The following is a 13,825-nucleotide window of genomic DNA, read 5'->3' as shown; positions in this document are numbered from 1 at the left end:
GGTGTTTTTTCATGCATGCTGTGAACAAAGAAGGGTGGTAACTATACTTGAATACAATCGTTAGACAATTACCTGCTATTCATGAATTGCAGCAGGATGAACGTTTTATTGCCATATTAGAGTCTAAACAAGTATCAAAAGAGAAATTGACTGAGTGGTTACAAGAGACGGTTGCTGATATTAGAAGAGATATACTTGAAGGGAACTGGAAAGTCGATGAATCGATTCCCATTCGCTTTCATGACTTTATATTTCATCGTTTGTCAAAGCGTCTTAGTCTTCATTCAACATATACACTTAGACGAGTCATAAATGGCACTGGTACGGTATTACATACAAATTTAGGTCGTGCGCGCTTAAGTGAGCAGGCGATTAAACAGGTATTTGAAACAGCCCATTCCTACTCGAATTTAGAATACAATCTCGAGCTTGGGAAACGTGGTTCTCGTCATGATTTAATTGAAGAGTTAGTAAAAGAAACGACTGGTGCTGAAGCGGCGATGGTCGTCAATAATAACGCTGCAGCTGTTTATCTTGTTCTCACTGCTTTGGCAAAAGATAAAGAAGTGATCGTTTCACGAGGAGAGCTCGTTGAGATTGGTGGTTCTTTTCGTGTATCATCGATCATGGAAGAAAGTGGTGCGAATTTAAAGGAAGTTGGTACCACAAATAAAACGCATTATGTTGATTATGAACGGGCTATAACGGATGAGACGGCAATGATGATGAAGGTTCATACGAGTAACTTTAAGATCATTGGTTTTACGAAAGATGTACCAGTTGAAGAGTTAAAGCCACTTGCGGCTAAACATGATTTGCTTTTGTATGAGGATTTGGGTAGTGGTGCACTATATGATTTAGGGAAACATGGCATTGGTCAGGAGCCTACAGTTGCTGAGTCCTTGCAAAATGGAGCAGATATCGTAACGTTCAGTGGTGATAAATTGCTCGGAGGACCACAAGCTGGGATCATTGCTGGAAAAAAGAAATGGATTGATCAATTGAAAAAGCATCAGCTTGCTCGAGTTCTCCGCGTTGATAAAATGACATTAGCAGCTCTTGAAGCGACGTTAAAGGAGTATGTGAACGAGGAGACAGTGACAAAACGACTACCAACTTTACGGGCTGTTCTTTTAACAAAGGAAGAGATTCGAAATAAAATCGACTACTTTGTGGGAGATTTATCGCCAAGCTGGAAGGTTGAAATCAAGCAGGATGTATCGCAAGTTGGTGGCGGAACAATGCCAGAAGTGGAGCTAGCAACATTTGTTCTTCATTTGTCTCACCCGACATTGAAAACCCAACATATCTATGATGGACTGAGAAAAGGCGCACCAGCTGTTGTAACGCGTATCATTGCTGATCAAATTGCAATAGATTTTCGAACGATAGAAGAGCATGAGTTTACTGATTTACATCTTCGGCTTAAAGAGTTTGACTAAAGAGAGTAGGAATAGAATGAACGGAAAAAATCCATCCGCATCGAAGACGATTTTAACAGATATTGTTTTACCACCAGATACAAATTATCATGGGACGATTTTTGGTGGCAATGTGATGGCTTATATTGATAAAGTCGCAAGTATTGCAGCAATGCGACATGCTAGGACAATGGTCGTGACAGCCTCAAGCGATAGTTTGGATTTCATCTCACCAATTAAAACAGGCGAAGCAATTTGTTTGGAGGGGTATGTTTCGTTTACGAAAAACACGTCAATGGAAGTGTATGTTAAGGTTGAGGCTGAGGATCTTTTAACAGGAGAAAAGCGTTTAACAGCAACTTCTTATCTGACTTTTGTTGCACTTGATGAAGACGGAAAACCAACTCCTGCTCCCCCTGTATTACCTGAGTCAGAAGAAGAAAAATGGCAATATGAAGGTGCCAAAGAGCGCCATGAGCAACGGAAAAAACGAAGACAGCAACGCAAAGAAAGACAAAAAATCGAAGAAGCAGCTGCTAAAAAAACAACGGAATTGTAATCCGTTGTTTTTTAAAAGATAAGAAAATTAGAGGATGTCTAGCTGAAGCATCCTAGCCGCTCGAGGTTGCTTCAGTTAGTCAATGGTTGCCTAATACCACGCAACACATTGACTGTCTTCCAGCACTTTTAGCTCGCTAAGGCGCTATTATCCTTCTCCGTCAGTTTGGCCTTTATGATTAGCTTTCTTCACTTTTTTAGAGCCGCTCATTGGTTCTGGTTGGCTAGAATCTTTTCCTTTATGCGAATTTCTACGCTGGTCTTTAAATGTATTATGTTCAGTCATATCCTCATCCCTCCTTGCTAGTAGTATGTCTATTGGAACCTCGTTTATGCGTATAAATCAGGAGTTTTGTTACATGCTAGTAAAGACTTTAATGAAGGAGGAGAGTAGGATGCCTTATCGAAAAGATAAACAACAAGCTTTTCAAGCAGCAGAGCAGGCTGTTGCAGAAGCAACCCAAGCAGTTGGAAACATTGACAGTTATCCAGCAGACGCAGGTGCTCACATAAAACGAGCAGAGAAAGAAATCAATGAAGCCGAACAGCAAATCAATAAGGCATTAACGATTTCGTCGGAGCATCAACATCAGCAGCTAGACCAGTATCAACAAACGATAGCAAATCTTAAACAGCAGCTCCCAAATGAATAATAGACTATTGCATAAGGTATGATTTTGGACATGACACTTTATTTGATCTTTAAAAAAGGCAGCCCATTCGAATAAATGGCTGCCTTATTCATTCCTATTGACGCTTTTTTGTTTTCTTATTATTCTGGCGCTGTGTTTCTGATAAAGGCTCATCTCCTATTTCTGTTTGGAAGGCGCCGTTATATCCAACATCTTTCCCTTGCGCTTTTGCATGATTCATCCCCGAAACTTGATGATTTGCTTTTTTCTTCGTCATTCTTTTCACCTCCATTTCCTAATTTTTGTAAAATTTATGCTAACTATACGCAAAATTTTAAATATTTTTTTCAAAACTTTGGACAATATGTGAAAAATCCATTTATTCTTTAAGCAAGTTTTGCTATGCTAAGAAGGGATTGTTTTTTCAATATGGGAAGCGCTTACTAGCTTCTCCTAATTGACTGACGGTCTTCTCACTTTGATTTAGACAATTTTTACAGTTTGCGGTATGATAGTCTTGTGAAGGAGGGGTAATACATATGTCAAAAAGCAATGATGTATTTAATGCACGTTCATCCTTTTCTTTGGATGGGAAAACAATTAACTATTACTCGTTAAAGGCTTTGGAAGATGCTGGTGTAGGTAAGGTTTCGAAACTACCATACTCAGTAAAGGTATTACTAGAGTCGGTTCTTCGTCAATATGATGGCTATGTCATCAAAGAAGAACACATTGAGAACTTAGCAAAGTGGGGAACGAGTGAACTCAAGGATATTGATGTTCCATTCAAACCATCGCGTGTTATTCTTCAAGATTTCACAGGGGTTCCAGCAGTAGTTGACCTTGCTTCTCTAAGAAAAGCAATGGCTGACTTAGGCGGAAATCCAGATCAAATTAATCCAGAAATCCCGGTTGATTTAGTTATTGACCACTCTGTTCAAGTTGATAAAGCAGGAACAGATGACTCCTTAAACTTCAATATGAATCTTGAATTCCAACGAAACGAAGAGCGTTATCAATTCCTAAGCTGGGCTAAGAAAGCATTTGATAACTATCGTGCGGTACCACCTGCAACCGGTATCGTTCACCAAGTAAACCTTGAGCATATTGCAAATGTCGTTCATGCGGTTGAACAAGATGGTGAAACAGTGGCGTTCCCAGATACATTAGTTGGAACGGATTCTCATACTACAATGATCAATGGTATTGGTGTCCTTGGATGGGGTGTTGGTGGTATTGAAGCAGAAGCAGGAATGCTTGGACAACCTTCTTACTTCCCAGTGCCTGAAGTAATCGGTGTGAAATTAATCGGTTCACTTCCAAGTGGAACAACAGCAACGGACGTAGCGCTTAAAGTAACGCAAGTACTACGCGAGAAGAAAGTTGTTGGTAAATTTGTTGAATTTTTCGGTCCAGGTTTAGCAGCGATGCCTTTAGCTGACCGTGCAACGATTTCTAATATGGCACCAGAATACGGGGCAACTTGTGGTTTCTTCCCAGTTGATGTGGAAGCACTTAACTATCTCCGTCTGACTGGTCGGTCTGAAGAACAAATTAAGCTTGTTGAAGCATACAGCAGAGCAAATGGCTTGTTCTATGTAGCTGGTGAAACACCAGACCCAACATACACGGACACAGTAGAAATCGATTTAAGTCAAATCGAAGCAAACCTTTCTGGTCCTAAGCGTCCTCAAGATCTTGTTCCACTTTCTGATATGCAGAAATCATTCCATAATGCAGTAGTGGCTCCACAAGGAACACAAGGACTAGGACTATCTGAAGATGAATTTAATAAGGCTGTTTCTGTTAGCTTTAAAGACGGACGCCAAACAACGATGACGACTGGTTCAATTGCTATTGCGGCTATTACAAGCTGTACAAATACATCTAACCCTTATGTATTAATTGGTGCAGGTCTAGTCGCTAAGAAAGCTGTAGAACTGGGACTTGAAGTTCCTGAATACGTAAAAACCTCACTAGCTCCTGGTTCAAAAGTAGTAACTGGTTACTTAACAGATTCAGGCCTTCTTCCATACATGGAGAAGCTTGGCTTTAATATTGTTGGTTACGGCTGTACAACTTGTATCGGTAACTCAGGTCCACTAGAGGATGAAATCGAAGCAGCAGTTGCAGCAAATGATTTAACTGTCACTTCTGTCTTATCAGGTAACCGTAACTTTGAAGGTCGTATTCACCCGCTAGTAAAAGCAAACTATCTTGCATCACCACCGCTTGTAGTTGCTTATGCACTTGCTGGAACGGTTGATATTGATCTTAAAAATGATCCGATTGGAAAAGATAAAGACGGTCAAGACGTATTCTTCAATGATATTTGGCCATCTGCTGATGAAATTTCAAAAGTCGTTCAAGAAACGGTAACTCCTGAGTTATTCCGTCGCGAGTACGAAAATGTATTCAGCAGCAATCCACGTTGGAACGAAATTGAAACAACTGATGATGCGCTTTATAAGTGGGATGATGATTCTACATATATCGCGAATCCACCTTTCTTTGAAGGTCTTTCTCCAGACCCTGAAGATATTAAACCTCTTAATGCACTTCGCGTTATTGGTAAATTTGGTGATACAGTTACAACTGACCATATTTCACCAGCAGGTGCGATTGGTAAAGATACACCAGCTGGAAAATACCTCATTTCTAAAGGTGTCGAGCCTAAAGACTTTAACTCATATGGTTCTCGTCGTGGTAACCATGAAGTGATGATGAGAGGTACATTTGCTAACATCCGTATTCGTAACCAAATTGCACCAGGAACAGAAGGTGGTTATACAACGTTCTGGCCAACTGGTGAAGTAATGGCGATTTATGATGCAGCAATGAAATATAAGGAAACAAATACAGGTCTTGCGATCCTTGCTGGTAAAGATTACGGTATGGGTAGTTCGCGTGACTGGGCTGCAAAAGGTACAAACCTATTAGGAATTAAAACAGTTATTGCGGAGAGCTATGAGCGTATTCACCGTAGTAACCTTGTACTTATGGGTGTATTACCACTTCAATTCAAGGATGGCGATAGCGCTGAATCATTAGGTTTAACAGGAGAAGAATCTTTCGACGTTCAAATTACGAACGATGTAAAACCTCGTGAAATGGTTAAAGTCGTTGCTACAGATAAAAATGGCAAGAAAACTGAATTTGATGTTCTTGTTCGTTTTGATAGTGAAGTTGAAATGGATTACTACCGTCATGGTGGCATCCTACAAATGGTACTTCGTAATAAGCTTGCTTAATATTACTACCTCCTTTTCCTTCTGGAAGAGGAGGTTTTTTTACGATTATAAATAATTTCACATACCATATTAGTAATATATTCAAGCTAATAAGACTTAAAAAGCTGAGCATCCTATGAAGGAAAGAAAAAGGAGGAAAAAATATGGGCAAACAAAAAAAAGGAAATGCAAATGCTCAACGAAATAACAATGCAAAGAAACAAGGGAAAAATAATCATCCAGAAACTGAATTCGGTTCTTACGCTGACATAGAAGCAAAGAAAATGAACCGAAATCAACAATCTTAGGTGACCAACATTGACTGTTCAAACACAGCTTCAACAGGCTATTGCTTCAGCACAAGCTGTTCAGTCAAGCTTAATTCAATTTTCCCTTGAAACGGAAAATGAACAAGCGAAACAGTTATTTCAAAACCTAGCAGAACAACAAAAGAACATCTTAACCTTACTTGAGGGAAGATATCATCAGATTCTGCAGGAAGAACCACAATTTTTTCAAACTTAGTTTTACTTTGGATACTAAGCCGACAAATCAAGAGCTGACTTAAGAATCGAAAATCATTATATACTCGATCAGTCAGCTTCTTGAAATGCCTATACATATTAAAAAAGTCAAATGGAGGTGACGGTATGTTTGACTTTTGGAACGGTTCTGATATATTGCCGGTCTATGGTTTTTTAATTCGTGCAGCAATCGTGTATATCTATATATTTCTTATTGTAAAAGTGTTAGGGCAACGATCTACGGGTTCGATTGATGCACTTGATTTTATTTTTGGCGTGGTTATTGGTGATATTCTAGGGGAGCCATTAACAGATGGAGAACTTCCTCTAGCTGGTCCAATCAGTGCAGCAGCTCTCATTGCTGGATTTCATCTATCTTTATCATTTGTAGCATTAAAAATGCCGCGTTTTCGTCGAGTGTTAGAAGATGAGCCGATTATATTAATGAAACATGGAGTCATTTTACATGAAGAATTAAGAAAGGCTAAAATTACGCTTGAGTCATTTCTAATGGATTTACGTTTAAACAGCGCAAGTGATTTAAGTGAAATTGATTATGCGGTCTTAGAAATGAATGGGTCAATTAGTGTCATTAAAAAATCGAAGTATGACAGTGCTACAGTTAGCGATTTAAATAAAAATGTTCCTTCAAAAGGTTATCCTAGTGTGTTAATTGAAGATGGGAGAATCATTGAAGCAAATGTGAATAAGGTTGGGAACCTTGATTGGCTACGCGAACAAATTCATAAGCATGGCTATGCAAATCCGTTAGAAATTTTTGTTATGACAATTGACGAATCAGGCAAGACCTTTATTAGTCCGAAAACTAGAAAGCCAGCCAAATAAAAAAATCATGTATAAAAATGCTCCTTTTGCATCAGAATGAGTAAAAATCAGTAAAGGAGTGTTTGTATTGAGAAGAGTCAAAAAATTTTCATTTGAAGAATTAGTGAGGCAAAATAAAGAAAATATTTTAAACGATAAAGAAGCAATGGATCGACTTGAAGAAAAATGGGAACTAAGAAGAGCTGCGAAAAACCAAGTTGAGATGTGAATAAGGAAAGCCTTTCGTGGTAACCTAATCATGAAGGAGGGGTTATTTATGAAAGGTGAAAATTCAACTTCTGCTCAGTTCCGTCCTTATCATCCTGGAACACAGTCAGTTGCAGTTGATGCAAATAATGGTAAAAAAATGAATACAAAAGGTAATAAACAACCTGATTATGTACCACCAAAAGGTTAAAAGGAAGCTCCCTTAAATTCTTATTTAAGGGAGCTTCCTTTATTTTTATTAGGAATATAGCTAAAGACTATTCCCCAGTGGATTAAGAGCATGAGTTATTACTCACAGAAGTTATTGTCGATGAAAAGAACTTGCCAACTAAACGAAGTCGCGAAATAATGAATGATAAATCAATTTGTTCCGAAGGGGTTGTCAGGCAAATGAAGCATCAGTCATTCATGTTAAAATCAGCTTTATTGATCTATATCATTGCAGTACTTTATATAACATTGCTTGCGTGGAATTATGGTGCCTCTCTTGGTCCAGCGGGACCTGGAGGGAGAAATTACAATGTCATCCCGTTTCGTAGCATCTATCGAATTGCAACGTTTAGTCCAACAATTATAGATCCAATTCGTATATTACTTGGAAATGTGATCATGTTTGTTCCACTCGGTTTTTTGTTGCCAACGATTTGGAGAAACATGCGAAAACAAATGACTATTGTTACGATTGGTTTTTTGTTTTCATTTTCGATTGAGCTAAGTCAGTTTCTTTTTACTCACCGTGTCGCAAATATTGATGATGTCATTCTGAATTCGTTCGGAACATGGATTGGCTTTATGATTTTTTCGTTTTACTTATGGACTAAACAACATGTTTTAATCATAACTAAGTAAAGGAGAAGTTCGTTAAAAATTAATCAGGGAGCTTCTCTTTTGGTATGGATGAAAAATGACTAAAGAGACGAAATAGAGCATAAACGATGAGGAGAAATACACCGTAGAATAGTGAAATATAAAGTAAGTCTCTAGGATTTGAGACGATCGAATTACCTACTACAGCAAATAAAATCATAGATGGAACTTTGCCAAGAGATGAGGCGATTGTATAATTTACAAAAGTCACTCGGCTTAATGCTGAATAAATGTTCACAATAATGGATGGCATAACTGGTATCAGTCTTGTCAAAAAGATTGTCATAAAGGCATTACGTTCAAATAAAATGGTCACTTTAGATAATTTATCATAGCGATAAAGCCATTTTTGTCCCCAGTCTTGATATCCATATCGAACAAATGAGAACATAATGATTGATGCTAATGCAGATCCAATCCACGTGACTAAACTTCCAATGATTGGTCCATAGGCCGCACCAAGCACCCCACCAATGAGTGGATAAGGAATGATTGGAAACAAGGCAAAGAATGTCGCTAAAATAGCTGTTAAGAATAAATAGTCCGTTCCACCTTGACGAACCCACTGTAATAATGAATCTTCGAACATATACATTGACAGAGCAATGAAGACATATCCGAGGAGAACAAGAGCTTTTCTCATAGGATCTTTCCTTTCTATTTTCAACACTTCTATTATTTTCTCATATTTTCATATACCTGTCTTGTCAGTCATGCTAAAATTGAGAAATTTTCGTAATAAGCCAAGTTCGTTGGACATACAATGGAACGGAGAAAAGTGCACGGAGGAGGGGAAAGGGTGCAAATTCATGTTGTGAGGCAAGGTCAGACGTTACAAGGAATTGCAAGAGCATACAATTCTAGACCTGAAGATATTATTCAAGCGAATGAACTGCCTAATCCTAATAATTTAGTCATCGGGCAAGCTCTTGTTATTCCGATTGTCGGACGCTATTATTTTGTACAAAAAGGAGACAGCTTATATTCAATTAGTAGAAGATTTGGCGTTCCAATTAATGAAATCGTTTCTCTGAATCAATTAAATCCAGATCAACCATTGCCAGTTGGTTTGAGGTTGTATCTACCTCCACGTCCGAAAGTACAACTAGATGTAAATGGTTATATTGAGCCTAAACCACCTGCTGATACTGAACCGAGAGTTGTAAAGAAAGTAGGGAGACATTTAACCTATTTATCTATTTTTAGTTATAAGGTAACGAAGGAAGGAGAGTTAATTCCAGTTGAAGATACGCCGTCTATTCAGGCCGCATATCCCTTTAAAATCGTTCCTGTTCTAGTGTTAACAAATATTGACAGGGATAATTTCAATACAGAGCTAGGTGAAGCAATCCTTAGGAGTTCTGAATTACAAAATAAGGTTCTTGATAATGCGTTTGCTGTAATGCGTGAAAAAGGCTATCTCGGGTTAAATATTGACTTTGAGCATTTAAGGCCAGAAGATCGCCAGCAATATAATGACTTTTTAAGATTAGCGGCTAAACGGACACGTGAACAAGGATTTACTATTTCAACAGCACTTGCTCCTAAAGTAAGTGGTGAACAAGTTGGTGCATGGTATGAAGCGCATGATTATCCTGCTCACGGGGAAATAGTTGATTATTCCGTACTGATGACGTACGAATGGGGCTGGAGTGGTGGACCACCAATGGCTGTAGCACCGTTGAATCAAGTAAGGAGAGTTGTTGAGTATGCGGTATCGGTCATGCCAAATGATAAAATTTTGATGGGAATCCCCCTTTACGGGTATGATTGGACACTCCCTTATGTACCAGGAGGCGCATTTGCACGGGCGATCAGTCCACAAGAAGCTATTCAAATAGCTGCAAAATATGGTGTACCGATTCAATACGATGAACAGGCACAATCACCTTATTTCACTTATCGCGATGAGCAAGGAAAAGACCACGAAGTATGGTTTGAGGATGCAAGAAGTATTCAAGCGAAATTTGATTTGGTCAAAGAGTTAAATTTACGTGGAGTCAGTTATTGGGTACTTAGAATTGAATTTCCGCAAAATTGGTTGTTAGTTGAAGATAATTTTAATGTTAGAAAACGGGTCTAATACTCATGGGTGGTGTCATAAAAGGTTGAAAGCCCTTTTGTGACACCTTTTTCTTTATCAATATCACTCTTAATGGATCATTATAATGAAATAACTATTTCGCAACACGAAGGAAAGGAGTACAATGAAAGGAAAAAAGGAGTCTTAAAGATGGAGAGAAAACGGCAATGGTTGATCTATGGCATGCTGACATTAGCGACGTCTACTTGGGGCAGTGGTTTTATAGCAGGGAAAATTGCGGTTGAAAGTTTTGAACCAGCAACAATATCCTTTCTACGCTTTTTGGGCGCTGCTTTACTTTTATTCCCAATTATGTGGATGGTCGAAAAGAATAGACCGAAGCCGACGAAAAAAGATTGGCTACTTTTTATGATTCTGGGGTTAACGGGAATTACTATTTATAATATTTGTTTCTTTTTTGCAAGTAAGTACGCACCAGTTATTAAAAGCTCCCTTTTTATTGCCTCTAATCCAATGTTGATCATGCTTTTATCAGGGTTGATGTTGAAAGAAGTGATTACAAAAAGAAATGTCATTGGTTTAATTCTTGCTTTTTTTGGGGTGATTATTATTATAACGGAAGGTGACCTATTGATGCTTGTTGGTTTTCAGTTTGAGCCAGTGGATTTTATTTTACTTGGTGCTGTCATAAGTTGGGCGCTTTATAGTGTCATCGGAAAAGTCGTCTTAAGAAAATATAGCTCAATCGTTTCCACGACCTACGCTGTCGGATTTGGGACGCTTTTTTTAATGCCATTTTCTCTACTTGAGCAGCCTTGGAATGATCTTGCATCAAGTTCATTATCTGCATGGCTTGCTATTGCTCACATGAGTGTATTTGTGACGGTTATTGGCTTTATTTTGTACTATTACGGCATACAACAAATTGGTGCAGCGAAAGCATCAATATTTATCAACGTAATGCCAGTTTCTGCTGTAATCATGGCAACGATTTTTCTAGGTGAGGCATTAACAGGAGTGATTATTATTGGGGCTATTTTTGTCTTATCAGGTGTCTATGTTGGAACTACAGGTAGAAGACAGAAGCGACAACCTGTTAATCATGCAGAGAGTGGGTAAGCGTGATAAAATAGAGGCGTGAATTGTAGAAAGTGGTGGTTTTGATGTTACAAGAACGATGGTCATTAGAGAGGGTACAACAGTGGCTTTCTGCTGTTGAAAAAGGTGAAGAGTTATTCCAAGAGACAAAAGCGTGGGAAATCCTTGAAGGTTTCGGAAAACATACAGATGAGGAACTTACTTCAACAATCTCTGCCAAGTTATATTCGTTGCTCGCAAAAGCGAGATATGAACGAATGGGGCGTAAGGACCATTTAGTTGAAAGCTGGGTAAACCAAGCTTTAAAAGAAGATAGCGAAAATAAGTTGGCTCATGAGCTAAAGCTTGAAGGACTTATAGAATTTGTGAAAGAGTTGAAAATTCCGACGAAATTTCCACCTATACGTGAAACGGATCATGGTTCTGCGAAGAAAAAAACGGCCGAAGAATATAACGAAATGGCTAAACACTTCTTTCGTTATATGGAAGATGTAGACAAGATGCGAGAGGATTTGAGCGATTCGATTGAAAGGTTAAAAGAAAATAAAAGAATGACTGTGATTGAAGAGCTTCTCTTATACATCGATAAGCTAAGAGAACCGTTTGCCACGATTGAAACAGCTACTGATGAGTATGCTCATTCATTAACAGGTGTCTACTATTCAGCGGCTCAATTCCAACAAATTGTTCGTGCGACTAAGGAAATTGAGGAGGTAAATGAACAATGGAATGCTTTGATTCAAACGACTCAAATAAAACAAAGTGATGGAACAGCTCTTGAAGAACTTCAGAAAATGATAGGGCTAGAAGGTGTAAAGGGAAGAATTAAAAAGCTATATCAATTTTTGCACTATCAAAAGGTCCGATTAAATCAAGGCTTTCAATCTAAGGACGGCATTAATCTACATATGATTTTAACAGGGAATCCTGGTACGGGAAAGACACATCTTGCAAGATTACTCGCGAAAATTTACTATGAGCTTGGCCTACTTACACGAGATGAAGTATATGAAGTGGATCGAACTCATCTTGTTGGTGCGTATGTCGGTCAATCAGAAGAAAATACAATAAAAGCGATTGAGCGTGCGTCTGGCGGAGTTTTATTTATTGATGAGGCATATAGCTTAAAACGAGCTGGTGCTGCAGGCAATGATTACGGACAGACGGTGATTGATACACTTGTCTCTGCTATGACAAGTGGAAAATATGCAGGAACATTTGCCGTTATCTTAGCTGGATATCCTGATGAAATGCGGGCTTTTTTAAGGGCTAATCCTGGTTTGCGTAGCCGTTTTCCTGAGCAAAATCATATTCATATTGAGGATTACTCTGTTAGTGAGCTTTTACAGATTGGTGAATTGGTCGCTTTAGAAAACGATTATTTGTTAACGAATGGAGCAAAAGTAGAGTTGAAGAAGCGTATTGAACGCGCGCAAGTTGATGATTCCTTTGGTAATGCTCGTACGACAAAAAATATTATCCAGAATGCGATTTTTCAAAAAGGCTCACAATTATCACTTGATAACGTAAAAACGGATGATTTTGTTTTTCTTGAAGCAGGTGATTTTAAAGAGAAGGAAATGGATGATGAGAAGAAAGCTCTTAAACAACTTGACGAACTGACAGGACTTGAAAATGTGAAGCAGGAGATCCATCAGTTAACCTCTTTTGTGAAAATCCAACAAATAAGAAGAGAACAAGGCCTAAAGGCATTACCGCTGCAAGTACATACTATTTTTAGCGGGAATCCAGGAACTGGAAAGACAACAGTAGCGCAAATATTTGCCGAAGCTTTAAAAGAGATCGGTTTATTAAAAAGAGGGCATTTAATTGTGGCAAGTCGGGCTGATTTAGTAGCGGGATATGTAGGGCAAACAGCACATAAGACAAAAGAAAAAATTAAAGATGCATTAGGTGGCGTCCTATTTATTGATGAAGCATATTCGCTTTTATCTACTGGGCAAGGTGATTTTGGAAAAGAAGTGATAAATACACTTGTTCAGGAAATGACCGTGCATAAAGATAACCTCGTCGTTATTCTTGCGGGCTATGCAAATGAAATTGAATTACTACTAAGTAGCAATCCTGGTTTGCGATCACGTTTTAAAAAACATATTCATTTTGATGATTACTCTAAAGATGAACTAATTGAGATTATATTGTATTGGACCGAGCAATCGGGTTATCTATTTTCAACAGAGGCAAAGGAAGCTTTGATAAGTGGAATTGAAAGGAATGGACATCCTGCAAACGGACGCTATGCTGTCGATGTATTTGAACGGCTTGTGCAGCTCCAATCTTTGCGCTTAACGAAACAAAATCAATATGACATGAAATCTTTATCGACTATTATAAAAGAAGATGTGGACAAATTGATATCTGAAAGGGGAGAATAAGG

16 protein-coding genes are annotated in these 13,825 nt (G+C 38.4%); 13 read left to right on the top strand and 3 right to left on the bottom strand.

What is annotated here, in order from left to right; genetic code table 11:
• Positions 1-47 precede the first annotated feature (47 nt).
• Positions 48-1,442 (top strand): L-seryl-tRNA(Sec) selenium transferase, encoded by a 1,395-nt coding sequence (gene selA / locus IQ10_RS04875; protein ID WP_144449354.1) that lies wholly within the window; start codon positions 48-50, stop codon positions 1,440-1,442.
• A gap of 16 nt (positions 1,443-1,458) precedes the next feature.
• Entirely contained in the window at positions 1,459-1,980 is a 522-nt protein-coding gene (locus tag IQ10_RS04870) for an acyl-CoA thioesterase (RefSeq protein WP_144449353.1), read from the top strand.
• 147 nt (positions 1,981-2,127) lie between these two features.
• Here IQ10_RS04870 and IQ10_RS04865 read toward each other — a convergent pair whose 3' ends face one another.
• Positions 2,128-2,265 (bottom strand): small acid-soluble spore protein P, encoded by a 138-nt coding sequence (locus IQ10_RS04865; protein WP_144449352.1) that lies wholly within the window; start codon positions 2,263-2,265, stop codon positions 2,128-2,130.
• A 109-nt stretch (positions 2,266-2,374) separates the two neighbouring features.
• Here IQ10_RS04865 and IQ10_RS04860 point away from each other — a divergent pair, with 109 nt between their 5' ends.
• Positions 2,375-2,632, top strand: coding sequence for a hypothetical protein (locus tag IQ10_RS04860; protein ID WP_144449351.1), 258 nt, complete (start codon positions 2,375-2,377; stop codon positions 2,630-2,632).
• 94 nt (positions 2,633-2,726) lie between these two features.
• On the opposite strand, the gene sspO is transcribed toward IQ10_RS04860, so the two are convergent.
• Positions 2,727-2,888: a small acid-soluble spore protein SspO gene (sspO, locus tag IQ10_RS04855; RefSeq protein ID WP_144449350.1), complete on the bottom strand. Its 162-nt coding sequence runs from the start codon at positions 2,886-2,888 to the stop codon at positions 2,727-2,729.
• A gap of 262 nt (positions 2,889-3,150) precedes the next feature.
• On the opposite strand from sspO, the gene acnA reads away from it, so the two are divergent.
• The 7 genes from acnA to IQ10_RS04825 all read left to right on the top strand — a co-directional run bounded on the left by acnA (position 3,151) and on the right by IQ10_RS04825 (position 8,267).
• Positions 3,151-5,862, top strand: coding sequence for an aconitate hydratase AcnA (gene acnA, locus IQ10_RS04850; protein WP_144449349.1), 2,712 nt, complete (start codon positions 3,151-3,153; stop codon positions 5,860-5,862).
• Between the two features lie 143 nt (positions 5,863-6,005).
• Positions 6,006-6,149 carry a protein YpzF gene (gene ypzF, locus IQ10_RS18135; RefSeq protein WP_199757377.1) on the top strand — a complete coding sequence of 48 codons (144 nt, stop codon included), beginning with the start codon at positions 6,006-6,008 and terminating at the stop codon, positions 6,147-6,149.
• 10 nt (positions 6,150-6,159) lie between these two features.
• Positions 6,160-6,366, top strand: coding sequence for a DUF1657 domain-containing protein (locus IQ10_RS04845; protein ID WP_144449348.1), 207 nt, complete (start codon positions 6,160-6,162; stop codon positions 6,364-6,366).
• A gap of 125 nt (positions 6,367-6,491) precedes the next feature.
• Positions 6,492-7,211 (top strand): DUF421 domain-containing protein, encoded by a 720-nt coding sequence (locus IQ10_RS04840; RefSeq protein ID WP_144449347.1) that lies wholly within the window; start codon positions 6,492-6,494, stop codon positions 7,209-7,211.
• A 67-nt stretch (positions 7,212-7,278) separates the two neighbouring features.
• The gene (locus IQ10_RS04835) at positions 7,279-7,419 is read left to right on the top strand and encodes an FbpB family small basic protein (protein WP_144449346.1); all 141 of its coding nucleotides are present in this window, start codon (positions 7,279-7,281) and stop codon (positions 7,417-7,419) included.
• A 48-nt stretch (positions 7,420-7,467) separates the two neighbouring features.
• Complete coding sequence (gene sspN, locus IQ10_RS04830; protein WP_144449345.1) at positions 7,468-7,608, top strand: small acid-soluble spore protein N; 141 nt, start codon at positions 7,468-7,470, stop codon at positions 7,606-7,608.
• A gap of 200 nt (positions 7,609-7,808) precedes the next feature.
• Positions 7,809-8,267 carry a VanZ family protein gene (locus IQ10_RS04825; RefSeq protein ID WP_144449344.1) on the top strand — a complete coding sequence of 153 codons (459 nt, stop codon included), beginning with the start codon at positions 7,809-7,811 and terminating at the stop codon, positions 8,265-8,267.
• 19 nt (positions 8,268-8,286) lie between these two features.
• Here IQ10_RS04825 and IQ10_RS04820 read toward each other — a convergent pair whose 3' ends face one another.
• Entirely contained in the window at positions 8,287-8,928 is a 642-nt protein-coding gene (locus IQ10_RS04820; protein WP_144449343.1) for a TVP38/TMEM64 family protein, read from the bottom strand.
• Between the two features lie 156 nt (positions 8,929-9,084).
• Between IQ10_RS04820 and IQ10_RS04815 the strand changes: the two genes are divergently transcribed.
• From IQ10_RS04815 to IQ10_RS04805, 3 genes are all read left to right on the top strand, one after another.
• On the top strand, positions 9,085-10,368 hold the full coding sequence (locus tag IQ10_RS04815; protein ID WP_144449342.1) for a glycoside hydrolase family 18 protein: 1,284 nt from the start codon (positions 9,085-9,087) through the stop codon (positions 10,366-10,368).
• A gap of 150 nt (positions 10,369-10,518) precedes the next feature.
• The gene (locus tag IQ10_RS04810) at positions 10,519-11,448 is read left to right on the top strand and encodes a DMT family transporter (RefSeq protein ID WP_144449341.1); all 930 of its coding nucleotides are present in this window, start codon (positions 10,519-10,521) and stop codon (positions 11,446-11,448) included.
• 44 nt (positions 11,449-11,492) lie between these two features.
• The gene (locus tag IQ10_RS04805) at positions 11,493-13,823 is read left to right on the top strand and encodes an AAA family ATPase (protein ID WP_144449340.1); all 2,331 of its coding nucleotides are present in this window, start codon (positions 11,493-11,495) and stop codon (positions 13,821-13,823) included.
• Positions 13,824-13,825: the final 2 nt, after the last annotated feature.

The sequence above is a fragment of the Halalkalibacter nanhaiisediminis genome, from assembly GCF_007830185.1.
GTDB lineage: Bacteria > Bacillota > Bacilli > Bacillales > Bacillaceae_D > Halalkalibacter > Halalkalibacter nanhaiisediminis.
This window is presented reverse-complemented; position numbering and strand designations above follow the sequence as displayed.

What these genes read in the sequence shown, in the direction of transcription:
- IQ10_RS04860 (WP_144449351.1), top strand. Translation starts at nt 2,375, where the DNA reads ATGCCTTATCGAAAAGATAAACAACAAGCTTTTCAAGCAGCAGAGCAG.
- IQ10_RS04865 (WP_144449352.1), bottom strand. Translation starts at nt 2,265, where the DNA reads ATGACTGAACATAATACATTTAAAGACCAGCGTAGAAATTCGCATAAA.
- IQ10_RS04840 (WP_144449347.1), top strand. Translation starts at nt 6,492, where the DNA reads ATGTTTGACTTTTGGAACGGTTCTGATATATTGCCGGTCTATGGTTTT.
- IQ10_RS04805 (WP_144449340.1), top strand. Translation starts at nt 11,493, where the DNA reads ATGTTACAAGAACGATGGTCATTAGAGAGGGTACAACAGTGGCTTTCT.
- acnA (WP_144449349.1), top strand. Translation starts at nt 3,151, where the DNA reads ATGTCAAAAAGCAATGATGTATTTAATGCACGTTCATCCTTTTCTTTG.
- sspN (WP_144449345.1), top strand. Translation starts at nt 7,468, where the DNA reads ATGAAAGGTGAAAATTCAACTTCTGCTCAGTTCCGTCCTTATCATCCT.
- sspO (WP_144449350.1), bottom strand. Translation starts at nt 2,888, where the DNA reads ATGACGAAGAAAAAAGCAAATCATCAAGTTTCGGGGATGAATCATGCA.
- IQ10_RS04820 (WP_144449343.1), bottom strand. Translation starts at nt 8,928, where the DNA reads ATGAGAAAAGCTCTTGTTCTCCTCGGATATGTCTTCATTGCTCTGTCA.
- IQ10_RS04825 (WP_144449344.1), top strand. Translation starts at nt 7,809, where the DNA reads ATGAAGCATCAGTCATTCATGTTAAAATCAGCTTTATTGATCTATATC.
- ypzF (WP_199757377.1), top strand. Translation starts at nt 6,006, where the DNA reads ATGGGCAAACAAAAAAAAGGAAATGCAAATGCTCAACGAAATAACAAT.
- IQ10_RS04810 (WP_144449341.1), top strand. Translation starts at nt 10,519, where the DNA reads ATGGAGAGAAAACGGCAATGGTTGATCTATGGCATGCTGACATTAGCG.
- IQ10_RS04870 (WP_144449353.1), top strand. Translation starts at nt 1,459, where the DNA reads ATGAACGGAAAAAATCCATCCGCATCGAAGACGATTTTAACAGATATT.